24 protein-coding genes are annotated in these 24,291 nt (G+C 49.7%); 9 read left to right on the top strand and 15 right to left on the bottom strand.

Features of this window, described 5'->3' with window-relative positions; genetic code table 11:
- Positions 1-2: 2 nt before the first annotated feature.
- Both J0A67_RS18480 and J0A67_RS18475 read right to left on the bottom strand, forming a co-directional pair.
- Positions 3-584, bottom strand: coding sequence for a NifU family protein (locus J0A67_RS18480; RefSeq protein ID WP_206570876.1), 582 nt, complete (start codon positions 582-584; stop codon positions 3-5).
- An 85-nt stretch (positions 585-669) separates the two neighbouring features.
- A complete protein-coding gene (locus J0A67_RS18475; protein WP_206570875.1) occupies positions 670-1,407 on the bottom strand; it encodes a ThuA domain-containing protein in 738 nt (245 codons plus the stop codon).
- A 323-nt stretch (positions 1,408-1,730) separates the two neighbouring features.
- Between J0A67_RS18475 and J0A67_RS18470 the strand changes: the two genes are divergently transcribed.
- From J0A67_RS18470 to J0A67_RS18460, 3 genes are all read left to right on the top strand, one after another.
- The gene (locus J0A67_RS18470; RefSeq protein ID WP_206570874.1) at positions 1,731-4,112 is read left to right on the top strand and encodes a TonB-dependent receptor; all 2,382 of its coding nucleotides are present in this window, start codon (positions 1,731-1,733) and stop codon (positions 4,110-4,112) included.
- A 168-nt stretch (positions 4,113-4,280) separates the two neighbouring features.
- Positions 4,281-5,186 carry a LysR substrate-binding domain-containing protein gene (locus J0A67_RS18465; protein ID WP_206570873.1) on the top strand — a complete coding sequence of 302 codons (906 nt, stop codon included), beginning with the start codon at positions 4,281-4,283 and terminating at the stop codon, positions 5,184-5,186.
- Positions 5,187-5,238: 52 nt separating this feature from the next.
- Positions 5,239-6,393 carry a threonine synthase gene (locus J0A67_RS18460; RefSeq protein WP_206570872.1) on the top strand — a complete coding sequence of 385 codons (1,155 nt, stop codon included), beginning with the start codon at positions 5,239-5,241 and terminating at the stop codon, positions 6,391-6,393.
- 17 nt (positions 6,394-6,410) lie between these two features.
- On the opposite strand, the gene J0A67_RS18455 is transcribed toward J0A67_RS18460, so the two are convergent.
- The 3 genes from J0A67_RS18455 to J0A67_RS18445 all read right to left on the bottom strand — a co-directional run bounded on the left by J0A67_RS18455 (position 6,411) and on the right by J0A67_RS18445 (position 8,774).
- Entirely contained in the window at positions 6,411-7,160 is a 750-nt protein-coding gene (locus J0A67_RS18455) for a M15 family metallopeptidase (RefSeq protein WP_206570871.1), read from the bottom strand.
- Positions 7,157-7,921, bottom strand: coding sequence for an SDR family NAD(P)-dependent oxidoreductase (locus J0A67_RS18450; RefSeq protein ID WP_206570870.1), 765 nt, complete (start codon positions 7,919-7,921; stop codon positions 7,157-7,159). The genes J0A67_RS18455 and J0A67_RS18450 overlap by 4 nt, the downstream gene beginning before the upstream one ends.
- Before the next feature lie 187 nt (positions 7,922-8,108).
- Positions 8,109-8,774, bottom strand: a complete 666-nt coding sequence (locus J0A67_RS18445) for a heme exporter protein CcmB (RefSeq protein WP_206570869.1) — start codon at positions 8,772-8,774, stop codon at positions 8,109-8,111.
- Positions 8,775-9,010: 236 nt separating this feature from the next.
- On the opposite strand from J0A67_RS18445, the gene J0A67_RS18440 reads away from it, so the two are divergent.
- The 3 genes from J0A67_RS18440 (at position 9,011) to J0A67_RS18430 (ending at position 13,255) form a co-directional block, all read left to right on the top strand.
- Positions 9,011-11,125, top strand: a complete 2,115-nt coding sequence (locus tag J0A67_RS18440) for an outer membrane protein assembly factor BamB family protein (RefSeq protein ID WP_206570868.1) — start codon at positions 9,011-9,013, stop codon at positions 11,123-11,125.
- A 20-nt stretch (positions 11,126-11,145) separates the two neighbouring features.
- Positions 11,146-12,021, top strand: a complete 876-nt coding sequence (locus tag J0A67_RS18435) for a glycoside hydrolase family 16 protein (RefSeq protein ID WP_206570867.1) — start codon at positions 11,146-11,148, stop codon at positions 12,019-12,021.
- 94 nt (positions 12,022-12,115) lie between these two features.
- Positions 12,116-13,255 (top strand): acyl-CoA dehydrogenase family protein, encoded by a 1,140-nt coding sequence (locus tag J0A67_RS18430; RefSeq protein WP_206570866.1) that lies wholly within the window; start codon positions 12,116-12,118, stop codon positions 13,253-13,255.
- A 48-nt stretch (positions 13,256-13,303) separates the two neighbouring features.
- Here the strand turns inward: J0A67_RS18430 and J0A67_RS18425 are convergent, their stop codons facing one another.
- The 9 genes from J0A67_RS18425 to ubiE all read right to left on the bottom strand — a co-directional run bounded on the left by J0A67_RS18425 (position 13,304) and on the right by ubiE (position 22,252).
- Entirely contained in the window at positions 13,304-14,095 is a 792-nt protein-coding gene (locus tag J0A67_RS18425) for a 5'-methylthioadenosine/adenosylhomocysteine nucleosidase (protein WP_206570865.1), read from the bottom strand.
- Positions 14,092-15,387, bottom strand: coding sequence for an NCS2 family permease (locus tag J0A67_RS18420; protein ID WP_206570864.1), 1,296 nt, complete (start codon positions 15,385-15,387; stop codon positions 14,092-14,094). The genes J0A67_RS18425 and J0A67_RS18420 overlap by 4 nt, the downstream gene beginning before the upstream one ends.
- Before the next feature lie 38 nt (positions 15,388-15,425).
- A complete protein-coding gene (locus tag J0A67_RS18415; protein ID WP_206570863.1) occupies positions 15,426-16,196 on the bottom strand; it encodes a 3-ketoacyl-ACP reductase in 771 nt (256 codons plus the stop codon).
- A complete protein-coding gene (locus tag J0A67_RS18410) occupies positions 16,193-17,635 on the bottom strand; it encodes an oxidoreductase (RefSeq protein WP_206570862.1) in 1,443 nt (480 codons plus the stop codon). The genes J0A67_RS18415 and J0A67_RS18410 overlap by 4 nt, the downstream gene beginning before the upstream one ends.
- Positions 17,632-19,011, bottom strand: a complete 1,380-nt coding sequence (locus J0A67_RS18405) for a glycoside hydrolase family 88 protein (RefSeq protein ID WP_206570861.1) — start codon at positions 19,009-19,011, stop codon at positions 17,632-17,634. The genes J0A67_RS18410 and J0A67_RS18405 overlap by 4 nt, the downstream gene beginning before the upstream one ends.
- A complete protein-coding gene (locus J0A67_RS18400; RefSeq protein WP_206570860.1) occupies positions 19,001-20,413 on the bottom strand; it encodes a sodium:solute symporter family protein in 1,413 nt (470 codons plus the stop codon). Before J0A67_RS18400 ends, J0A67_RS18405 begins: the two co-directional genes overlap by 11 nt.
- On the bottom strand, positions 20,410-20,622 hold the full coding sequence (locus tag J0A67_RS18395) for a hypothetical protein (protein WP_206570859.1): 213 nt from the start codon (positions 20,620-20,622) through the stop codon (positions 20,410-20,412). Before J0A67_RS18395 ends, J0A67_RS18400 begins: the two co-directional genes overlap by 4 nt.
- Before the next feature lie 167 nt (positions 20,623-20,789).
- Complete coding sequence (porT, locus tag J0A67_RS18390; RefSeq protein WP_317195069.1) at positions 20,790-21,518, bottom strand: type IX secretion/gliding motility protein PorT/SprT; 729 nt, start codon at positions 21,516-21,518, stop codon at positions 20,790-20,792.
- 11 nt (positions 21,519-21,529) lie between these two features.
- A complete protein-coding gene (gene ubiE / locus J0A67_RS18385) occupies positions 21,530-22,252 on the bottom strand; it encodes a bifunctional demethylmenaquinone methyltransferase/2-methoxy-6-polyprenyl-1,4-benzoquinol methylase UbiE (RefSeq protein WP_206570857.1) in 723 nt (240 codons plus the stop codon).
- A 122-nt stretch (positions 22,253-22,374) separates the two neighbouring features.
- Between ubiE and yihA the strand changes: the two genes are divergently transcribed.
- The 3 genes from yihA to J0A67_RS18370 are packed head-to-tail and all read left to right on the top strand — an operon-like array spanning position 22,375 to position 23,796.
- The gene (yihA, locus tag J0A67_RS18380) at positions 22,375-22,986 is read left to right on the top strand and encodes a ribosome biogenesis GTP-binding protein YihA/YsxC (RefSeq protein ID WP_206570856.1); all 612 of its coding nucleotides are present in this window, start codon (positions 22,375-22,377) and stop codon (positions 22,984-22,986) included.
- A 40-nt stretch (positions 22,987-23,026) separates the two neighbouring features.
- Positions 23,027-23,449 carry a DUF5606 family protein gene (locus J0A67_RS18375; RefSeq protein WP_206570855.1) on the top strand — a complete coding sequence of 141 codons (423 nt, stop codon included), beginning with the start codon at positions 23,027-23,029 and terminating at the stop codon, positions 23,447-23,449.
- Between the two features lie 35 nt (positions 23,450-23,484).
- A complete protein-coding gene (locus tag J0A67_RS18370; protein ID WP_241265250.1) occupies positions 23,485-23,796 on the top strand; it encodes a hypothetical protein in 312 nt (103 codons plus the stop codon).
- A gap of 62 nt (positions 23,797-23,858) precedes the next feature.
- Here J0A67_RS18370 and J0A67_RS18365 read toward each other — a convergent pair whose 3' ends face one another.
- Positions 23,859-24,242 (bottom strand): GIY-YIG nuclease family protein, encoded by a 384-nt coding sequence (locus J0A67_RS18365; RefSeq protein WP_206570854.1) that lies wholly within the window; start codon positions 24,240-24,242, stop codon positions 23,859-23,861.
- Between the last annotated feature and the right edge of the window lie 49 nt (positions 24,243-24,291).

The raw sequence follows: 24,291 nt of genomic DNA, 5'->3' as shown, positions 1-24,291 counted from the left end.
ATTTAGACGCCTTCGGCTTGCACTTCCTTTACCTCGGGAAGCATGCGGGTCAGCAGGTTTTGGATGCCTGCCTTGAGAGTCACCGTGCTGCTCGGACAGCCGGAGCAGGAGCCTTGCAGGTGTACTTTGACTATGCCGTCGTGAAAAGAATGAAAAACAATCGCCCCACCGTCCTGCTCTACCGCGGGACGGATGTACTCGTCGAGTATTCCCTTGATTTTTTTGACCGTCTCCGAGTCATTTTCATCAAAGAGTGGATCCTTGTCGAAGCTTGCTGACACCGCAGACTGTCCAGATTCGAGGTATTTTTTGATATGGTCGCGAATGATGTTTTGGATCTCGGGCCATTCGGCATCTTCGGATTTGGTCACCGTGACAAAGTTTGCCGCGATAAAAACCCGCTCGACGGCTTCAAAATTGAAAAGTTCCTTGGCCAGCTGACTGTTTTCGGCGCTTGTCGCACTGGGGTAATCAAAACTAATCCCCTCCTCGACCAGCATGAAGTTGGCGACAAACTTGAGTGAGTTGGGATTGGGATTGGCCTCCATGTAGAGGTGGACGGGACGAGCTTGAGCTTTGAGCATGGCAATCAGGATTTGGTTGTAAAGAAAAACCAAAAAAGGCTTCGGAAGTTCCGAAGCCTCAAATTTTTACACCATAGTCCCACGATTACTTGGGAAGCTTGCCTTTGGCGGCATACCAAATCCCGCCATGGACGTGCTGCAGGAAAGCGGCATTTTGCCAGGCGGATTCCACATGGCCCAAAGCTGTATAGAAAACCCTTCCACCGTCAAACTCATGGTACCAAGCCATGGGATGGTTTGCGCCATTGCCCTTGGCTGGCTCATAGGTCGACTCGTCAGCATTGATCAAGACCTTGATGTCCGGGTTGATATCGCGGAATTCGTACAACTCATCGTACCAAAGCCAATCGCTTGGCAAGTGCCAAGTGGCGGGATGGTTTTTGTCTTTTACTTCAAGTCTCAAGGTCTGCTGACGCGGGTGGGTGAGAAAGTATGCACCAATCATTTTGTTGTACCACGGCCATTCGTACTCGGTGTCGGTGGCGGAGTGAATCCCGACTACACCTTTGCCGCTCTGCACAAATTTTTGAAATGCGGCCTTCTGGGCATCGTTGAAAATCGTGCCCGTGGTACTAAGGAGCACGACGACGTCGTATTTGGCGAGGTTTTCATCCGTAAACTGCCCCGCATCCTCTGTCACATAGACTCCAAAGCCTTGCTCTTGGCCTAGTTTTTTGACTGCCGCGACACCCTCTGGAATGGACTGATGGCGGAATCCTGCTGTTTTGGAAAACACCAAGACCCGATATTGACCTTGGGAAAAGGATAAAAACGAAATGCTGAAAAGCAGCAAGAGAGTGACTAAGGTAGGCTTGAAATTCATTCCGGTTTATTTAGGGTTCAAGAAAATCTCCGATTTGCGGCAATTTAAATCTATGGCGCAGTTTCCCAATCAAACTTGGCGAGTATTTAACCGAAATTTGATAGGATACCTCATTTGGATTAGTGCGGAATCGAAATACCCCCGAATCTCAGACCGGCACTCCCATCTTCTTGGCTGGCAACAGCCGTAATTGCAAAATACAGTGCTGTTTTCTTTCTCTCTTTTATTTAGAAAAATTCCAAATAATTTCTTGCATCGAAAAGCTCTTCAAATCATCTTTGCATCCTATTATTGATATTCAGTCTAAATAAATATTTTAATCCATGAGAGCACTTTACTTGTCTCTGGCCTTTTTAATCTTGATTTTCCAAGGCAGCTTAGCCCAGTCCAAAGGAAAAATTCAAGGACAGGTCAAATCTTCAGACGGCAATCCCGTCGAATACGTCAGCGTCCAGCTCAAAGGAACCTCCAGAGGAGCTGTCACCAACAACAGCGGATCATTTGAAATCACAGGACTGAACCCGGGCAGCTACACGGTGGTAGCTTCCTTTGTCGGACTGGATACACAGGAAAAATCCGTCTCCATAAGTGCGGGAAAAACTGAAGTAGTCGATTTTTTCCTTTCCGAAAACTCAGGAGATCTTCAGGAGATTTTGGTTTCGGCCAATCGAGAAAGCTATACCGAGACTCGCATTTCTTCCTCTCTCCGTATCAACGCCCCGTTGATAGAAATACCCCAAAATATCCAAGTGGTCAACCGAGACATCCTCGATGACCAGCAAGTGATCAGCATGAGCGACGGCTTGGTGCGAAACGTCTCCGGAGCCGTCCGGCTTGAGCATTGGGGCGACCTGTACACCAACATCAGCGCCCGAGGTTCGCAGATCCAAGCGCTTAGAAACGGTTTCAATGTAGTGGCCTCTTATTGGGGACCCCTCACCGAGGACATGAGCTTTGTGGAGCGAATCGAGTTTGTGAAAGGTCCCGCTGGCTTCATGCTTTCTTCCGGCGACGGAAGCGGGCTATACAACGTCGTGACCAAAAAGCCGACAGGGCAAACTCAAGGTGAGGTTTCCTTCACCGTCGGTAGTTTTGATCTCTACAGAACGGCCGTGGATTTGGACGGCAAGTTGAACAAAGACGGCAGATTGCTATATCGGCTGAATGTCGCAGGTCAGCAAAAACAATCGCATCGACCATTCGAGCACAACAACCGCTACACCATAGCGCCAGTGATCAGCTATCGCGTGCAGCCTAGCACTCTGGTGACATTCGAGTACACTTATCAGCGTGCCAACATGAGTGATGTGGGATCTTACTATGTTTTTTCCCCATATGGTTTTGCCACTCTTCCCCTGGAATTCACCTCCATGCCTCCCGGAATGCCCGAGACCAAAATCAACGACCACGCGCTGACTGCCAACCTCCAGCATGAATTTTCTCCCAACTGGAAGCTGACTGCCCAGGCTACCCACATGATCTATAACCAAGAAGGTACCTCCATGTGGCCCGCTTCTGTCAATCCGGATGGCACGATGATCCGAGCGGTCAGCAGCTGGGATGCTTTGAGCAAGATGACCATGGCTCAGATCTTCGTCAATGGAGAGTTCCGAACTGGAGCGATCCGTCACAAAATCCTTTCTGGCTTGGACATGTCCAACAAAGCCTACTGGGCTGACTGGGGACAATACCACATGCTGGATTCCATTGGGGCTGAGTTTGATCCCAAAAACCCCTACTACGGTGTACCGGTCAACGGCTATCCAAACTTCGACTACAGCACTCCAATCGAGCAGAGAGGTCAAGGCGGCAACATCAACCAACGCTACAGCGCCTTTTATGCACAAGATGAATTGGCATTCATGGAAGACAAACTGAGACTGACTTTGGCTGCACGCTATACGGAAATCTCCCAGGCCGCTTATGGAGGGTCTCCCATCACCGCCAAACGCGTGACTCCAAGAGTGGGCGTCAGTGCATCCGTGACCCCAAATACCTCCGTTTACGGGCTCTATGACCAAGCCTTCATGCCCCAGTCAGGTCAGCTCTCGAGCGGTGGCGACGTGAAGCCCATCACTGGTAACAACATGGAACTGGGCCTCAAGCGAGATTGGGCCGGAGGCAAGTGGAACAGTACCCTGGCTGCCTACAGAAACATCAAGCAAAACGAACTAACGGCCGATCCAAACAGCCCTCCCAACTCTGGATTGAGCATAGAGTTGGGCGAAAAAACCGCCGAAGGCTTCGAAGTGGACGTGAAGGGCACCATCCTACCGGGCTTGAACTTGGTCATGAACTATGCCTATACCGACTCTCGAGTGACAAAAGTGACCGAAAACGTGACGGTCGTACAAGAAGGAGACATTATCCCCGGATATGCCAGAAACACCTTCAACACCTGGTTGGGATACACCATCCAAGATGGTACACTTCAAGGCCTTGGATTTTCTGCCGGCCTGACTATCCTTGGCGGTAGAGAGACCTATTGGGATGCCTCCCCAGATCCAAACGAAGTACTCCCAACCTACACCAAGCTGGACGCAGGAGTCTTCTGGAGCAAAGGCAACTTCAAAGTCAACCTGAATGTGTTCAATCTGCTGGATGAGTACCTCTACAGTGGCTCCTACTACGCTTGGCTCAACGCCTATAACTGGCAGACCGATCCTCCAAGAAATAGCCGCTTGAGCGTTTCCTACAAGTTTTAGTCTATAAACCATTTATCTTTTCCCAAAAAAGCTGCTCCGTGACTATCCGGGCAGCTTTTTCGTTTGATATGGACTGATCTCTGTCCATTTATCCAGTTACAGTTGGGTATTCAGACAGCTTGTCCCAACTTTGGGCGGAGCGTCCATTCCCACCTAAACTCAAGCAAAGTGATTGACTACCGCTATGAAGTTTTTCTCGTTGTTGCCCGTCATTTGAGTTTTTCAAAGGCTGCCGAGCACCTCTTTATCTCCCAGCCTGCAGTGAGCAAGCATATCCAACAATTGGAAGGGGAGCTGGGCGCGGCGCTTTTTGTCAGGAAAGGGAACATGATTTTGCTCACCCCTGCCGGTGACCAACTCCTGGAAGAACTTCAGCCAGCGGTGCGAATTCAGAAAGGAATCCGCACTTACTTCGATGCGCTGAAAAAGGACGAGGAGATCAAAGGGGAAATCAAAATCGGGGCAAGCACCACCTCTTCACTCTATGTGATCCCCAAAATCCTAGCAGCTCTCCATCGCGAAATTCCAGGCGCTCAGATCCTTTTGCTTAACGGCAACAGCGAAACCATACTCAAAGCCTTGGATTCTCAAGAGATCGATATGGCCTGCGTCGAGTCGTTTCACCACACCAATGCCTATCAATCCGAGCCCTTCATGCTCGATGGAATTATTCCGGTTTGTGCTTCCTCCAGTCCCTATGCCAAAGACAAACTCCCCTTTGAGGAATTGGTCCACTGTCGGATGGCACTTCGGGAAAGAGGTTCTGGAACTTTGGCTACGCTCTCGCAAGCTTTCGAAGAAAGAGGAATCAAGCTTTTCGAGCTGAACGTAATAGCCCGGCTGGGAGGTACTGAGGCACTCAAAAATTACCTGATCGAAGCCGAGGCTGTTGGCTTTCTGTCCCGCTTGGCTGTACAAAAAGAATTAAAGTCTGGAGTCTTGAAGGAGATCAACGTCCCTGGCTTCGAGGTAATGCGGGAATTCAGCTTCGTGACCAGAAAGGGTGAGGAAAGGCATGGCCTGATGCGAAAGTTTATCCGAAAAGCCAGAACCATCTATAACGAGAAGTTATAACCCATAACAAAGCAGTATCTTATCCCTCCGGAAAGGCCCGTTAAATTCGGGTATGACTACACTACCACTTTCCCAACTCTCCCTGCTGCGCAAGCTCCAGTGTCCCTCCTGCGGTAAAAACTATTCTCCGCGCCTCCTACAGACCTTCGCTACCTGCTGCAACCAGCCCTTGGTTGCCGAATATGCGCTCGCCTCTGAGCCATTGGTCGTGGAGGACACTGGGTCCATGTGGCGTTACGCCCATTACCTTCCGCTTTTCGATGTGAAAAACCGCGTTACGCTCGGTGAGGGGCTGACACCAATCGTGGAATGGCCCACTTTGGCCAACCGATACGGACTGCGCCATCTTTTGATCAAAGACGAAAGCGGCAATCCAACAGGTTCCTTCAAAGCAAGAGGATTGAGCATGGCTGTAAGCAAAGCGCTTGAGTTGGGGATAGAGGAACTGGTCATTCCTACGGCCGGAAATGCCGGTGGAGCCCTCAGCGCCTACGCTAGGGCAGCAGGCTTGCACGCCACGGTCATCATGCCAAAAGATACCCCGGAGCATTTCAAAGAAACATGTGAAAAATATGGCGCCAATCTGATCCAAGTCTCTGGGATGATTAATGCCTGCGGCCGAATCGCAAGTGAAATCCAAGCAAAGAGGGGAGCATTTAACCTCGCCACGATGAAAGAACCCTACCGACTCGAAGGAAAGAAAACCATGGGCTATGAGATCTTTGAACAACTCACAGACCAACTGCCCGATGTGATACTCTACCCGACCGGAGGGGGAACTGGCTTGATCGGTATTTGGAAAGCTTTCCAAGAGCTCGCACAAATGGGATTGCTTAGCCCCGAGAAGTTTCCACGAATGGTCGCCGTTCAGGCAGAAGGCTGCGCGCCGATCGCGGACCGGATACGTGGAGTTCAATCCTCGCCCGAGGACTACACGATGTCCATTGCCTATGGTCTTTCGGTTCCCCAGGCTTTCGCGGCTGACTTGATTGTAAGAGTCATTCGGGAATCCGATGGGGAGGTAGTCACCGTGAGTGACAGAGAAATCATAAAGGGAATAAATGAGATTGGACTTTCGGAAAACCTGTCGATCTGCCCGGAAGGCGCCGCGGTTTGGGAAGGGCTGAAAAAACTAATCTCAGAAAACAAAATCCAACCCAGTGAGCGCGTCCTGCTGCTCAATACCGGAGCAGGATACCCAATGTAGCAGAAAGTCTACTTGGTTTATTGGATCAGCTCAAATTTTTCCCCGGCTTGCTTTCTGGAAAAAGCGTTGAAGTGCCACCATTCGCTGCCTATTCCCTGAAAACCGGCCGTGGTCATCACCTTTCTCAGAATCTCGCGATTGGAGATCTGGGCTGCAGTAATTTTACCCTCAGCCAGCATTTGCTTTTCCCGATCAGGATAAGCCGCATAGCCAAAATAGTCGTAGGCAGTTCCCATATCCAAAACCGAATCCGCTTCCGAATCAAAAATCGTCAGGTCCACGGCAACTCCGAAATTGTGCAGGCCTCCGACTTTTGGATCGGCGACATACAGCGGCTTGATGCTGTCCGGCTTATCCAGACTATCCCAAAGAATCTGCTGCACGCTGAGCGGCCTCACGCCATCATAGATCAGGAGCGTAAGATTTGGATTTTCCTTTTGGAGGTTTTCTTGGGCTTTTCCCACCATCTCGGCCACCTCGGGCTGCAGGTAGCACCGTACGTGGTCGCCGTACACATCCTTTCCAAAGAAATTATCGGTGGTTGAATACTTCAGCTCGATCTTGACTCCTGGCACGACCTGCTGCACATCCACCAAGCCTTGGGAAATCAGTTTTTGCTCCAGCTCAGGCAGAGCCGGCTCCAGCTCGGTTTCCTTCACCGGATCCAAGACTTCTCTTTGTTGTTCGGAAAAGATTTCCTGATCACTCTTGACTGGTGAAGAGCAGGCGGCTGCCAAGCTCAAAAAAACTATCGCAGATCGTATCATTTTGTGGAGTTTCTGTTGACCAAGGCCGCCGATCCCTGTGCGGTGGGAAGGACTACTACATCCGCCAAAACCACGTGGGGTGGCCTGCTCACGGCAAATTCTACTATATCGGCGATATCTTGGGCGACTAAGGGCTCCAGCCCTTTGTACACCGATTCAGCCCGGGCCTCGTCGCCTTTAAACCGGACTATCGAAAACTCAGTTTCCACCAGACCTGGATGGATGCCAACCACGCGAATCCCAAAAGGATTCAAATCGATCCGCATCCCTTTGGTAATCGCATCGACGGCATGCTTGGAACCGCAGTAAACATTTCCGTTGGGATAGACTTCCTTCCCTGCAATCGAGCCGATGTTGATGATCATACCGGACTTGCGTTCGGTCATTCCCGGGATGATGGCTTTGGACACGTAGAGCAAGCCTTTGACATTGATGTCCATCATCGCATCCCAATCGTCCAGGCTGCCAGTCTGGATTGGGTCCATGCCATGGGCATTGCCGGCATTGTTGATCAGCACGTCGATGGCTGACCATTCATCGGGAAGATTTCCGAGAATCTCTCCGACTTTATCCCGATCCCGCACGTCAAACACCAGTGGCAAAAAACGGACTCTGGGCGCTAGTTCTTTTCCCAAGTCTTCCAAGCGATCCTGTCTTCTGCCCGTGGCGATGATGTCAAAACCCATCTTGGCAAGGGTCAAAGCGCAGGCTTTTCCGATCCCGGAAGTAGCACCGGTGATCAGGGCAATTTTGTTTTCCATAAGTTAAAGATAGGGAGATTGGAATTTATCCGTCACCCTGAGTGGATTCGAAGGGTTGAAAGGTTGAAAAATTCGGATTGGAAAGTTGTAAGGTTAAAAATTGAAAAGTTGCCGGTGGTCGTCATCGCATTTCCACCAAAAAGTGCGACCGAACGCCATAAATCAAAAATCCCAAATAGTAAATCCTCTAGCTTCTCCACAAATAGGGAAACAGAATATATGCTGTCACCCCGACGATGGCATTGATCGCCAAAAGGCTCAGCAGCTTATCCGCGCTGACACTCCAATCCAGGCCATCAAGGGCATTTTTGGAAATTCGGATCGCCATCAGGAGAATGGGGATGATCACGGGAAAGCTCAAAATCGCCATCAGCGTGGCATTGTTGCCGGCCTTGGAAGCGATCCCGCTCACCATGGTGAGGCTGGCCGAAAAGCCGACTGCTCCCAAGACCAGATTGAGCAAAAAGAGCGGCTGATCCTGCACGGGATTGCCCAAAATCACTGAAAAAACCAAATAGCCAAGCAAAGCCAAAATCAGGGTGAGGCCAATATTATAAATGATTTTGGAAAGAATAATGGCCTCGGGAGAGGCTATCATGTAGTAGTAGAGTTGGCGCCCCTGATGCTCCTGCACAAAACTTTTGGCCACTGCATTGACCGAAGAAAACAGGATGATGATCCAATAGACGGCATTCCAAGTCGGAATGGAAAGCGTTCCGGATCTCGCCCCCACACTCAAGTAGGTGATGAAAACCGCCGAGACCACATAGAGCAAAATCCCGTTCAGCGCATACTTTTGGCGCCATTCGAGAGTAATTTCCTTTCGGATCAAGACGGAGATTTCTTTCCACATGGCCCCAAAGGTAGATACTTTTTTCACCGCGAAGACGCAAAGAGCGCAGAGAATTAGACTGAGAATCTAAAACCCACCAGTTCTTTTCTTCTTATCCCTTTGCCTTCACCCATCAGGCTCATGAAAAATTCAAATAAGCCTCAAATGCATAAGATCTTTCTACCTTAATCTTTGCGATCTCCGCGGTTTTGCGTTGAACCAACTTTTCCCGATCTTCTACCTCCAAATAAGTCCAAATGACCTGCAAAACCCTTTTCGCCCTTACACTGTTCGCGCTCATCTTCTCCTGCTCAGAAAAACCCGCTGATATAAGCTACACCGACTGGCCGCACTATGGAGGTCCTGAGGACGGTTCGAGGTATTCGGATTTGACACAGATCACTACAGAAAACGTCTCCCAGCTTCAAGTTGCCTGGACTTACCACACGGGCGACGCCACGGAGCGAAGCCAGATCCAGTGCCAGCCCATCGTGGCAAATGGCATACTCTACGCCACCACCCCCCAGCTGAACGTCTTTGCATTGGACGCAGGCACTGGCGAGGAGCATTGGCGATTTGATCCTTTTGCTCTGCTCGGAGGGGAAAATTCCTGGGCAGGCACCAACCGTGGCCTCAGCTATTGGCAGAGCGGGGAGGAAGCCCGTATCCTCTTCACCGCCGGCAACTGGCTAATGGCGCTGAATGCGTTGACAGGACAACCCATCCTCGATTTTGGAGAACAAGGAAAAGTGGACTTGCGAAAAGAATTGGACACGGATTTGGAGGATTTTCTAATTGTGTCCAATTCACCAGGCGCCATTTTCGAGGACAAAATCATTTTGGGCATGCGTCTTTCAGAAGGGCTGGATGCAGCTCCTGGACATATCCGAGCCTATAATGTTAAGACCGGGAAGAGAGAATGGATTTTCCACACCATTCCACAACCCGGAGAAGAAGGATATGAAACTTGGGATCCCAAATACATCCAACAAATCGGCGGGGCAAACAACTGGGCAGGAATGACTGTGGATCAAGATCGGGGAATCGTCTACGTGCCTACCGGCTCGGCGACCTACGATTTCTGGGGAGGGTATCGCTCGGGAGACAACCTGTACGCCAATTCGCTCTTGGCTTTGGATGCCCGTACAGGACAAAGAATCTGGCACTTTCAGGCGGTCCACCACGACGTTTGGGATCGAGATTTCCCCGCCAACCCCAATCTTATCCGCATCCAAAAGGATGGAAAATGGATCGACGCGGTCGCCCAAATTTCCAAACAGGGCATGACCTATGTCTTTGACCGGGAAAGCGGCGAGCCCATCTGGCCTATTCCGGAAACTCCCGTCACCCAAAGCGTCATGCCCGGGGAGGTGAGTTCCAAAACCCAGCCAACCCCTTCCATGCCGGAGCCATTTATGAAGATGGTTTTTGAGGAAAAAGACATCCTCAACCTCAAGCCGGACTGGGAATCAGACATCAGAAACCAGCTCAACAATGCCATTCTCGGTGACACCTGGGCTCCACCGCATCCGGAGAGACCCATCGTGCTCTTTCCCGGCATGGACGGCGGAGGCGAGTGGGGAGGGGCATCCTTTGATCCAGAAACGCAGACGCTGTATGTCAATGCGAATCAAATCCCCTGGCTGATCGAGATGACTCCCAATGCGAGTTTTGGTAACGTGGGCCAATCCATCTATACCAACTACTGCGGAAACTGCCATGGCTTAGACCGAAAAGGAAATCCCCCCTCGATTCCTTCCTTGGTCGGTTTGAAGGAAAAATATGCCACGGATTCCCTTGAAAAACTTCTCAGACAAGGCCGCGGCGCCATGCCATCTTTCAGTCACATTTCTTCAGAGGAAAGAGGTGTACTGATTGATTTTCTATTCGGAAAAGCTGAAGAAGGGGACAAAAAAGAATTAGCATCAGAAAGCTCGAAGCTCTATCCCCGCTATTACATGAAAGGCTATAAGCGCCTGCTCACAAAAGACGGTCTCTATGGCTCCAATCCGCCTTGGGGACTTCTAACCGCTATCGATATGAATACAGGGTTAAAAAAATGGCAGATTCCATTGGGCAACGTCGATTCACTGGCTCATCAGGGCTTTAAAAATACAGGTATAGAAAATTACGGAGGACCGGTCACGACTGCTGGTGGAGTTCTTTTTATTGCGGCCACCAAGGACGAAAAGATCAGAGCCTTTGATAAAGAAACCGGAGAGTTGCTCTGGGAAGCCCAGCTTCCAGCAGCGGGCCATGCCACGCCAGCGGTCTTTGGAAAAAATGGAAAACAATACCTAGTCATTGCCTGCGGCGGTGGCAAGGGCACCAAAAGTGGCGATGCATATGTGGCTTTCGCACTTCCTGATTAAATTCGACAGAATCGAGTTCCATGAAATCCACCCTCTTTTCCGCTCTTTTCCTCTCCCTCTTATTCCAAAGCGACCAAAAAAAAGCTGAATTCCATCCAGCCTTTCGTGAAGAGTTTTCCTCCGCCGATTTGGAGAATTTCCACTATGGTTCCACAGGAAGAAAAGCTGCATTCAAGTGGAAGTCCGGGAAGAAGTCTAAATTCGAGTCGAGCGCTCGCGTGCTGTCTTTCAAGCTTCATCCCAGTGAAAAGGCTGGCCCCGGAAAAGGCCCTGAGATTATATCCAACCATCTTACCCATTTTGGCACCTACTCGACCCGACTCAAAATCCCCGCAAGCGACGAGCAGCCCAATGTCGGAGCAGTAGTAGGTTATTTCACCTACCAAAATGACCCCAAGCTAGGGCTGAGTGAAGTGGATATGGAATGGCTGATTGCTGACCCAGAGATAATCTATGTCGGAACCTGGACGGGACATTCCGGCAAGCTCAAGCGGGTTGGTCGTACGATCAATCTTGCAACAGGAAAGATCTACGCCACCGAATACCGGGAAGACGGTAGCGATCTACGGGAAGCGCTCAAAGAAAATATGGCCCTACCAGAGAAAATCGAGACCATCGGGGGATTTAATGCCTCCACGCAATTTCATACCTATGGCTTTGATTGGCATGCAGACCGCGTTCGCTGGTGGCTGCTCCATCCGGTGACCGCAGACACCGTCGTGCTCTGGGACTACGAAGGAAAGAGAGGTATTCCCCAACATCCCTCCCGCTACCGCATGAATTTTTGGCACACAGACAACTGGGCGGTCGAGACCAACCCAAATTCCGTAGAGCGACCCGGAAGACGCTTTGAACTTGAGGTGGACTGGATGGACTATCAGCCATTGAGGGAATAAAGCTGCCAAAGCCGGTTCTTTGCCGCATTTGCAGATACCAAACCAAATGCTCATTTTGGAGTTGAACCATATTACAACCCAAATTGACTTTAGCATGGATTTTATTCAGAGTGAAAACCAGCGGATGATCGCGCAGATGATCCGGGATTTTGGAGCCAAGGAAATCGCTCCCTTCCGGAAGGAATGGGACGATCAACAGATTTTTCCGAGGGCACTTTATAAAAAACTAGGCGAATTGGGCCTCATGGGCGTGCTGATTCCCTCAGAATACGGCGGTTCTGGCTTTGGCTACGAGGAATATGTCACAGCCATTGCTGAATTGTCAAAGCTCGATCCTTCCGTCGGCCTTTCCATGGCTGCGCATAACTCACTCTGCTCCGGCCATATCCTGCTATTTGGCACCGAAGAGCAAAAGCAAAAATACCTGCCCAAACTCGCCTCCTGCGAATGGCTAGGCGCTTGGGGACTCACCGAACCAAACACCGGTTCCGATGCGGGGAACATGCGCACCGTCGCAAAAAAAGACGGAGACCACTATGTCATCAACGGCGCCAAGAACTTCATCACCCATGGAGTTTCGGGTGATGTCGCTGTGGTAATTGCGAGAACTGGCGAACTGGGTGACAGCCATGGGATGACGGCCTTTATTATCGAAAAAGGAACGCCTGGATTTAAAGGAGGAAGAAAGGAAGACAAGATGGGCATGCGTTCGTCAGAGACAGCCGAAATGATTTTCGATGAGTGTAGGGTTCATCAGAGCCAGGTTTTGGGCAAGGAAGGCGAGGGATTTATCCAAGCCATGAAAGTGCTCGATGGCGGTCGGATTTCTATCGCAGCGCTGGGTCTGGGTATTGCCGAGGGAGCATTTGAAGCCTCGGTGCAATATTCCAAGGAACGACAACAGTTTGGCAAGCCGATTTCAAGTTATCAGGGAATCTCGTTCAAACTCGCCGACATGGCTACCCGCATCGAGGCCGCACGGCTTTTGATTTCAAAAGCTGCCGTACTCAAAAACAAGGGGAAAAGCGTGACTTTGGAGGGCGCCCAAGCGAAATATTACACTTCCGAAGTTGCGGTTTGGGCTGCAAACGAGGCAGTGCAAATCTTTGGGGGCTATGGCTTTACGAAGGATTATCCAGTGGAAAAATACTACAGAGACGCGAAACTTTGTACCATTGGAGAAGGCACTTCGGAGATCCAAAAAATCGTAATCGCAAGGGAGGTTTTGAAATAGCATGCAGTTGCAGGAGCCAGCCAACAGCAAACTGTGAATGGTTCCTGATTACTCCATATCCTCCAAAATCCCCATCACAATTCGGGCTGAATTGACCGAGGCAGGGCCGACAAATTGGTTGAAATTCATACGTGCGTGGTTGTTGGCATTGTCGCTGCAGGATCGGATGATTACAAAAGGGATTCCTAGGGTTCTACAGATATGGGCAATCGCCGCCCCTTCCATTTCAGTAGCCAGCGCATCAAACTCTTCGTAAAGCCATGCCGCTTTTTCGTCGCTACTCACAAAAATATCACCCGTGGCAATGACACCGGTAAATACCCGAGGTTCTCTGCCGGAAATCGGCTCAAGAACTGTTCTATCAGCTACTCTGGCGCTCCTTTCAAGCAATGCTGGGTCTGATGCGATAAAAAGATCCTCGTGCCTCCCTCCAGTCAGCTTGCGAAAAGGGGAAACCGTAAATCCTGCAGAATCCACTTGCCCAAAATCAAACTGAACCAGCTTTTCCCCAATCACAAGATCGCCTGGCATCGCTTCTGGATGCAATCCACCAGCCACCCCAGTAAAAATCAACATGCTGGGCTCGAAATTTTCAGTCAGGATTGCCGTGCTGTATGCAGCGTTGACTTTACCTACCCCAGCTTTCAGCAGGACAATCTTTTTCCCTTTTAGCTTTCCCTTGTAGAAATCTATTCCCCCTTTGTTTACCTTTTTGACAGACCTCATGGAGTCGATCAAAATGGCAATCTCTTGGTCCAAGGCGCCCATAATGGCAATCCGCTGGGCCTCTGCTTTGCCCAAGAAAAAAACAAAAAGTAACAGTACGGCTAGTCTTTTCATATCCACAAAAAGAAAAGTGAAAGTACGCTGATAACTGCCAAAATCGGGTTCAGCTCAGATGTTTTCCCCGTAAGAAGTTTGAGTATGGTCCAGCTGATAAAACCGAAGGAAATACCCACCGACAAGCTGTAGGTAAATGGGATCAGCACAATTGTGAGAAAAGAAGGCAAGGCCTCGGCAGGATCGTGCCAGTTGATCTTGGTGAGCGGAATGACCATAAATGACCCCACCAACACCAGCGCAATGGAGCTCGCAATAGAAGGAATGACCGAAAGCAAGGGAGAAAAAAACATAAAAGGCAAAAACAGCAATCCGGCTGTAACAGCAGTCAAGCCTGTCCTTCCCCCCTCCTCAATTCCCACCGCAGACTCAATGTAGGCCGTCCCGGAGCTACTCCCAACCAATCCCGCAAAAAGCGTGGCAAGCGAATCCGTAAGCAGGGACTTTCGCATGTTTTTTGGGGTCCCGTCCGGATCCTTCAGGCCGGAAGCTTCGGAAAGCCCCACGAATGTGGAGATGCCATCAAACAAAATCGTGAAGGTAAAAACAAAGATGACTGGTAAATGCGCAAAGCGCAAAGAACCCAGAATATCTGCCTTTCCCACCAAACTGAAGTCTGGCCAGGCAAAAAAGCCGGTGTAGTTGACCAAGGTAGAAACTCCCAGATTGTATGCTGAGGCGTCACTCCAAAATCGTCCTATCGGCCAAGCCAAAGCCGTGGTGAAAAGGATTCCGAAGATGATCGCACCAGGCACCTTCCTGACGAGCAAGCTTCCGGTAAAAAGCAGTCCAGCCAAGAAAGTCAATGTCACCGGGTCTCTGAAGGAAAACATCCCTACTAACGTCGCAGGATTGTCGACGATGAAATGGGCATTTTGAAAACCGATAAAGCAGATGAACAACCCGATCCCTGCCGAAACTGCATGACGGATTGCGGGCGGAATCGCCTGGATGATTTTCTCCCGGGTCTGAAAGACGGACAACAGCAGGAAAATCACGCCCGACCAGAACACGGCTCCCAGAGCTTCCTCAAAGCTCAGACCGAAACCCATCACCGCGGTATAGGTGAAAAAAGCGTTGATGCCCATGCCGGGGGCAACGACAATGGGGTTTTTGGCATAGAGCCCCATCATCAAGCTCCCGAAAGCCGACACCAAAACGGTCGCGGTGAGGACAGCCGGAAAGGGCATGCCTGCCTGGGAAAGAATGGCAGGGTTGACGACGATGATATAAAAACAGGCTAGAAAAGTGCTGATTCCTGCAAGGATTTCTGTTTTAAAGGATGCCTTCATAAGTCCAAAATAGGCAAATCAATCCCACTGCAAAAAATTTACAACCTCCCCACCATCATTCCCCCATCCAAAGCCAGAATTTGGCCGGTGGCATAGGGCAAATCACCGCGGAGCAAGGCCGATACCGCTTTGCCGATGTCCTCGGGCTGCCCCATTCTTGCTTCCAAGGTGAGGCCGTTTTCAATCCGCTTATGATAGACAGCTTTTACCTTTTCGGTCATATCAGTCTCGATCACTCCGGGCTGGATTTCATAGACAGGAATGTCAAACTCCGCCAGTTTGACGGCCAAAACTTGTGACATCATCGATAGTCCGGCCTTCGCCATGCAATATGCTGCACGGTTGGTGGACGCAAGTTTCGCCGATACAGAGGTAACGGTCACAATGGCAAAAACGTAATCGGGCATTCCCATCTTTTGGTCGACCAAAAAACCCGCGATAGCCTGAGTCAAGAAAAACGTTCCCCGCAAATTGATATCCATCAGGTGATCGTAGTCTTCCTCTGAAACATCCAAGACGTCCGCGCGCACCCGCGGAGCCACGCCCGCGTTGTTGATCAGATAATTCAGCGTTCCGAACTTCTCTTTCACTCCCGACAAAATGGAATCACGATCGGCCTTTTCCGCAATATTCCCCGGAAAATATTCCACACGAACTCCGCTTTTGCGAAGCTCCTCCAAAACCTCCACGACCTGGGATTCAGGCCTTATACCATTCAGCGCCAAGTCTATTCCCTCTTCAGCCAGCTTTTTTGCTATTCCCAGTCCGATTCCCCGGGTTCCTCCAGTTATCAATGCTACTTTTTTCATTCTCCTTTCAGCTCTTTAAGTTGATCGTATTCCGGCATGCCCTTGTACAAGGGGTCGAGCGGATAGCAACCTGAGATCATGCCGTTTCTCGGAGCAGTAGTACAGTCGGAAAAGGTTCGACAAATCTTCGCCCTCTTCAGTCCTGCTCCATCCAAAATATCTGCGGGCATATCCGGGTAACTGAGTACCATACGACCGAAGCCAATGGAATCCGCTTTTCCGGTCCGCAGTACATTTTGTCCTACATTGGGTAGCCACTCCTGAAGGTAAGAATAAGCAGAGCCGACCACATAGAGATTAGGAAAAGCTTTCTTGATTTCAGCACTTGCTTGGATTTGGCGCGCCACTCCGTGAAGCGGATCTTCCGGCGGCAAATACCCATCGGAGGGTGGAAAGAGCGCAGGTCGCTGAATATGGGGATTGTAGTACGGGCTCCCGGCCGTGGTGCAGAAGAGCTCTATCCCCAGCTTCTCCAATTCCTCTAGAAATAGAAAAGACTCCGACATATCCGCCTGGGTTCCGCTTTCTTCCCCTCCAAAAGCGTAGCGATAAGGAGCGTTCTGGGCTGGTACGCCGGTTTCTTCAGTACCTTTCTGAAAAGGAACCCAGTCGAAAATACTCATCCGCACCCCTATCTCGAGAGCGGGAGTGGCCGCGCGAATTCCACTTACGATATCTCTTAGGAAACGCGTCCGATTCTCAAAGCTGCCTCCGTATTTCCCTTCCCGATCATAGGCGCTGAGAAATTCGTGGCCCAAATACCCGTGGCAATGCTTGATGTCAACAAAATGGAAGCCCGCCCTTTTTGCCAAGACGGCTGCCTTCACGTAGTCCTCGATAATGGAATCGATCTCTTCATCCGACATTATTGGATAGTCATCTCCCAAGCCAAACTTTTTGTTTAAGACAGGATGCGAATAAAGAATCCTTGGTTCCATCCGCTTCTTGTCATTGGGCTTGCAGAATCGCCCGGAGTGGGTCAACTGCAAGCCAATCAGCAAGTCATTTGTATCGCCATATTGCTCCCTATGGCTAGTCTGTACAAGCTCAAAAAGGCTGACAAAATCGGGAAAGGTCTGCTCATTGAGCATCAATTGGTTGGGATTGGCGCGCCCTTCCGGTCGCACGGCCACAGCCTCACAACCCCAGAGAAGTTTGGCCCCGCTAAGACCAAAATGCTTCCACCGTCTTTTGGTCAATTCAGTCGGACGTCCATCAGTAGTCCCATCCCAGCCTTCCATGGGAAGGATGCACATTGCATTGCCGATTTTTCGGCCGGAGCGAAGCGTATGTGGTCTGGCGAAAGGCGAATCAGATCCGGAAATCAAATCCGGATCGAAATCCATGGCGATGCCCTCCTTTTCCAAGTGCTGACGAAAAAGCTCTGCAGTCTTCAGCTGGGCTACTCGCGGATATGCCGGTTTGTATTTTCCGCTCATGCCGGTACGCAGTTTAGGAAAGAATAATAAGCCTCTTCATTCCTTATTCGCTGAAGCAGCAAAGCCAGTTCGCGGGCATGGTAGTCGCCCCACATACTGGACTCCCCGTGGGCGACCTTTCCAGCTTCTGGTACGTAGTCCCAACCATTGGGTTGATGGTAGATGGAGTGCAAAATCAGGCCCTGATGACTAGGATCGGTAGACAGGTAGGGTTCCGAAAAAAGAACTCCAGCGAGCTGGATACCTGCTTGTTGATATTTTTTGCCACGCTCCGGGTCGGATTCTTGGAGCCAGTTTCCGATGCGAATCAAGCCCTGGGCAGCGATGCAGGCAGCGGAACTGTCGACTGGTTCAAATTCATTGAAAGGATCTGCAGGTCGGTTGAGGTAATCACCCATTTTATGCAAATTAGGCGCTCCGGTATCCCAATATGGAATTCCATCGGTCGGTGTGTGCGCGAGATAAAACTCAGAAGTCGCGATCGCGGCCTGAGACATCTCCTTGATCAAATCGGTTTTGGAAATCACTTCGGAATAGTCGGCCTCTGGTATTTGATCAAGAATCTCCAAAGTCTCCCCAAGTCCGCATATCGCCCAAGCCAAACCTCGGGTCCAAGTACTGAATCCCGTATAGCCCTGCTGGGAATTGGGGCAGCGATAGTTGCCATCGTTGGTATTGAAGATAATCTCATGCGCGGTTCGTCCTGGAGTGTCATAGCTGTCACGTCCTTTTCCATAAAAAATCGAGTAGCGTACGGTGCTCAAAATGTGTTGGATCGCTCGCTGGATCAGGGAGATTTTGACGTCGTTTTCGGCCTGCAACACATGTCCGAGTTGGTGAGAAACCACCAAAGCCCGGCAGCTGCGAATGGTATCCACAAATAGGGAATGTGGCCCGTTGAACGAATAAATAAATCCACCACTTGGAATTTTGGTCCAGCGTGTGGCCTGTACTGCTCCGGTTACTTTCAGAGCGATCTTGTAAAATTCCTTTTCCCAGTCCGAGCCCTCGATCCGGCCCTCGTTGATTAGGCGAAGCAGGTTGCCATAGGTGCTGACATTGTTAAACCCATGATCATGAACTCCGATATGCGTCAGGTGCGGAGCCATTTTCTCCACGGTATTCCTACGGCCGATCTCCAGAAAATCCTTTTCACCAGTCGCATCAAACTGCAAAATGGAAGAACCAAACTGGAAACCTTGGGTCCACTCAGTCCAGCCGCGAGTGACATACTTGCCTTTTTCGGTAAAGACGGGGGCTCCTTTTTGGGTATCAAAAGACTCCTCAATCATCCGGATTTTTTGACCGGAAAGCGTCCAGAACTTCTCCAAGGGAGATTTTAACTCATTAATTGTAAAGGATGAATCAAGCTTCATGGGTAGTTTTTTGGGTAAAATAGTGTGCGAGCATCACAAGCACGGAGACAGGAATCAAAATAACATACATCGCGGCGTCTGTCGGCAATCCGGCAAAACCCGCAGGAACCAACTCAAGCAGTGACAGGACAAAGTAACCCAAGGCCAGCCCAGAAACCAGAATGAGGGATTTGGGTGGATTTTTGAAAATGACCGCCCCCATCACGACCGGAGCAATCATGGAAGTCCCAGCAAAACTCACCCTGGCCAATAGTACCAACTCATCACTCATATAGGTCGAAAACACCAAAACGATCAGGGAAAATACCAGGATGGCCAGCTGCGTGACTCTCATGTTGCCTTTGTCCGAGCCGGAGAGCAGCGAACGAAGCTCGGTGCCAAGGGCAAAAATCTGCGCATTGGTCGTCGAGAGGCACGCCGCGAAAAGACCGACTACCGCCAAAGCCGCCACCGGACTCGCTTGGTCAAACAGCAGCGCGGACGAAAGAAAATCGGCAGTAGAACTTTCGGGATATTTCACCGCACCATACAACCCGATAAACGCCGTCGGCAGAATGACCAAGATGGCGAAAACCCCAACCGCATAGGCCATCTTGTGAACGGACTTGAGACTCTTCAATACCACCAAACGCGTGGTAAACTGGGGCTGGGACACTGGAATCAGTACAATGGCTATGGCCGAGGCAATCAAAAAAGGACTGGAAAACAAGCCTTTTGGCCCCGGAAGTGAAAGCAAAGCAGCGTTGCTCTCCTCTACTTTGGCCAATCCAGCTTCTAAGCCTCCCGCCATAGACAGACAGGTCAGTCCGATAATCCAAATTACCGCGAGCATAATCACGCCTTGAATCGCGTCGCTGTACATGATGGCTTTTAATCCCCCGATCTCAGAGTAGACGAGCATCAATACCACGAGCAAGGCCGACCAACCCCAATCGGGCATCAAGTCTGGAAAAGCCGCATTGAGAAAGATCGAGATCCCCCGAATCTGAATCGCCACGTAGGGTATCAGGAAAAGAAAGGAACTCACAAATACTAGGTAACCTGCCCATCGATTTTGAAAGCAGCTCCGCACAAAGCCGGCAACTCCCTTGTATCCGACCTGAGACGCCTTTTTGCGTAAGGCATAGCCAAACCAAATCAGCATAAATACCATCAGAGCATCCGAAACCGCTAGGAATATCCAAGCCCCAACCCCGTGCGTGCGGAAAAAATCCGGCATGCCCATGAACGTAAACGCACTGAATAATGCTGCGGAAAAGGTCAGGAAACCTAAGATCGAACCGATGTTTGACCCCGCAAGCATAAACTCATCGGAACTGCGGTTTTTGCTATAAGACTTGTAAGATGCAAAGCCCAGAGAGGCCAAGAAGAGCGTGAAAAAGAATATCAGCCAGCCCGTCATGCCTTCTTCGTTTCTTCATGGGGAAAAAACAAAGATCCAAGGTAGGTCAGCACTACCAGTAGAATCGCAACCAGTAGTCCAGTCCAAAAGACGTAGGGGATCCCGCCGAGCCTGGGTTCGACTTTGTTTTCGATAAAGAGGAAGAGAAATGAGCCGAAGGAGACAAGCAACACGGCTAGGACGATGATCGTCCAGATTTTGGATTTCATGGGTTGAGCTAGCGGTTATATGGGTAAAAATCAATCAACGGGAATTAACCATCCCCGTCCGCCTCAAAATAGCAATAAACTTCTGCTTTGCTAACCCGCGGGACTGTAAATAGCCTAGAATCCCGCTGCTTTTTACGCAAACAATTTCGTAACCGAAATGGCTCGAATTATTGGAAATTGAGATAGATCGTGATCCCTTTTCTTCGGATAGAAGAGATGACGTCGCGGATCTCGGCCGAATTCTTCTCCGCGTAGTAGATATTGTTCAGGCCGTGGGAAAACCTGATTTCGGGAGCAAACTTGAAATATTTAAAATAGATCTCAAAGCCCATCCCCGCTTCGATGGCAAAATCCTGCCCCGTGGTGACAATCGGGTCAAGATTAGCTTCATCCTGACTTTTGGTACGAAACTGATAGCTGGCCCCTCCGATGAAATACATCCGGGTATTGTTGAATCGCTGTGATCTATACTTGAAAAGGAGCGGAATCTCCACCATGGTAGCCTCCGTCACCGCTTCTTCGGTGGTATATCCTAGACTGTTGCCGACGGTATTGTCAATCCCATCTGTTTGATCGACCACGGGCGTATAGATATTGACATCGGTACGGTACTCATAGAATGCAATCTTGGGAGTCAAAAGCAAATTTACCTGATCATGCAATCTGAGGATCCCGGTGAATCCCAATGAAAAGCCGGGGCTGAACTTGGGGTAGATTGAATGGATTTCGCTATTGGAAGGGTCAAAAAACTCTTCCGAATATCTGATCTGATAGCTGGCGTTGTGGCCTGCCAGAAAAAAACCGTAGGAAAGCACTTTGTCGTCCGACCCTGAAGTACTTGTCAGGCCAAAAAGTCCCTGGGAAAATCCCGGAATGCCGATCCCGAAAACGACCAAAAATAGAAAACCTATTTTTGTCCGACGTATATGGAGCTGATTCCGAAAGTGAGAGGTTTGCATACCGTGCTATGAAATCCGACTTTTTTCAAAACTGCCAGAAAATCCTCCCCATCTGGAAAGGCCTGTACTGACTCAGGGAGATAAGTATAAGCAGAATTGTCCTTCGATACAATCTTGCCCACCTGGGGGAGAATCGTATTGGAATAAAACGCATAGGCTTGCTTCATGGGAAACGCCTTGGGCTTGCTGAATTCCAAAATGACCGTCTTCCCTCCCGGCTTGAGCACCCGATACATATCGGCAAGACCCTTTTCCAGATTTTCGAAGTTCCTGACTCCAAAGGAAACGATCACCGCATCAAACTTATTATCCTCGAAGAGTAATCCCTCGGAGTCGCCCAACTGCATCTCGATCTTGTCCTGAAGTCCCCGCTTGAGCATCTTCTTTTTACCCTCTGACAGCATCCCTTCCGAAATGTCAACACCGATGATTTTGTCCGGATTGAGGGCGAGTGCCTCGATGGCAAAGTCTCCCGTGCCGGTCGCAATGTCCAAAATCAGCTTGGGATGATCCTTCTGCAGCATTTTGATGGCCTTCTTTCTCCAGATGATGTCAATCCCCATGCTCAGCACATGGTTGAGCAGATCGTATTTGCCACTGATGTTGTTAAACATCTCGGCTACTTGTTCCTTTTTGGAGTCTTGCTTGTCTTTGTAGGGTACTACGGCCATCACGGATCTTCTTTGCTGTCGCAATATTACTACAGAAACCCGAGGAATCTAAAATTGTTGGCTTTTAAGCCCGTCCGAGCCTTCCAAAATAAAAGCGTATTTTTGCAACGAACTGAACAGCTATGATCCGAAACGCCCAATTTGTCGTCAGCAATACCGATCCAAAAAAATGTCCCAAACCTGACCGTGCGGAGATCGCCTTCATCGGCCGATCCAACGTGGGTAAAAGCTCTTTGATCAATATGCTGACTGGAGTAAAAGAGCTGGCCAAGACCTCACAAAAACCCGGAAAGACCCAGCTAATCAACCATTTTATGATCGACGACCGCTGGTATTTGGTGGATTTGCCAGGCTATGGCTTCGCCAAAGTCAGCAAGGATACCAAGGACAAATGGGAAAAAATGATCAGCTCCTACCTGACCGGAAGGGATAATCTCTGCGGTGTCTTTGTCCTCATCGACAGCAGACTGGAGCCGCAGAAGATCGACCTCGAGTTCCTGAATTGGTGCGGTGAGGAAGGCGTACCTTTTGTGGTCGTTTTCACCAAAGCGGACAAGCAGTCCAAGACTCAAACCGATAAAAACGTCAAAGCTTTCCTCAACAAGATGGAGGATATTTTCGGAGACATTCCCGACTATTTTGTTACTTCCGCGGAAAAGGGCTCAGGTAAAGACGAGGTATTGCAGTTCGTCGATGAACTTATCTCGGAATACGAGTCAGAGCGGACAAATTGATTGATAATTCTATATTTGCAGCCTGAAAACAAATCACCGCATGAATTTCAAAGACATCGCAACGGTAGCCGGCAAGCCGGGTCTCTATAAAGTATTGAAGCCAACTCGTTCTGGAGTTGTGCTGGAATCAATGGATGAAAAGAAAGCCAAACTAGTGGCCGGTATGGCGCAGCGGGTTTCCATCCTTAGCGACATTTCCATCTATACCCTGACTGAAGAGGGAGCAGAGCCCCTAGAGTCGGTAATGAAGAAAATCGAAGCCGAGTACAAAGGCGACACCGGAGTGGACAGCACCTCTTCCGACGCCGAACTTCGTGCTTTCCTAAAGTCGGTTCTCCCGGATTTCGACGATGCCCGTGTTTATACCTCAGACATCAAGAAACTGGTTGCTTGGTACAAGATCATCCGTGCATCAACTCCTGAAGTTTTAGAGGAAAGCGCCGAGGAGGAAAAAGAAGCTTAATTTTCCAGCCCCGATTCTTATCGGGGTTTTTCTTTTTGTCTATAAGTCAAAGTCTTTCAGAAGAAACCTACACGCTGATCTCCAAAGATTTTCAATTGCCCGAAGTAAAGGAGCGATTTTCGGAAGAGGCCGCCCTCCAGGTGCTCACACGGGCGATCAGTCAATTAATGGACAGAAACTTGGAGCATCTCCTTCAAATCTGCTATCGAGTAGATCTCTCCGAATACAAGCTCAAACAAATTCTCCACGAGTCCGAACCTGATCAGGTCGCTCCCGACTTGGCCAAAGCGCTTTGGGAAAGACAAAAACTCAAAGTTGAGATCCGGAGAAGGTATTCTGGGGATTAGATTTTCTTTCGATGACTTTTTGAAAATGGTTGTTGTCACCCTCAGCGGAGTCGAAGTTCTGATTAAGCAGATTCGCTGTCAGGCTGAGCGGAGTCGAAGCCCTCTTTTTTACCAGAAAGACTAGAGTTTCCGTCATTCGAGAAATTCGTATGCGAGGTTGCATTTCTGCATTCGGCCAGTGATTTAAGTTTGTTCCAGTCCCCATTTATCACTGCCTCTTTCTTTTTTCTGCTCCAGCCCTTCAGTTGTTTTTCGAATGATATCGCCGCTTTTATTTCTTGAAATTCCTGCACAAAAACCATCTCGATCGGTCTTCTTGGATAGGTATAGCAATATGGGTCTAGTCCACTTTGGTGCTCATCCAATCTTCTAGTCAAATTGTTGGTCACCCCCGTATAGTAGCTACTATCCGAGCATTCTAATATGTACACAAAATAGGCCTTCATAGAACATCAAGAACTCCCTACAATTTAGCTGAATTTAAAATCCTTAAGG

This window comes from Algoriphagus aestuariicola (assembly GCF_017254835.1).
In the GTDB taxonomy this organism is placed as follows: Bacteria; Bacteroidota; Bacteroidia; order Cytophagales; family Cyclobacteriaceae; genus Algoriphagus; species Algoriphagus aestuariicola.
Note: the sequence above shows the minus strand (reverse complement) of the source record. Positions and strands in the feature narration are given on the sequence as shown.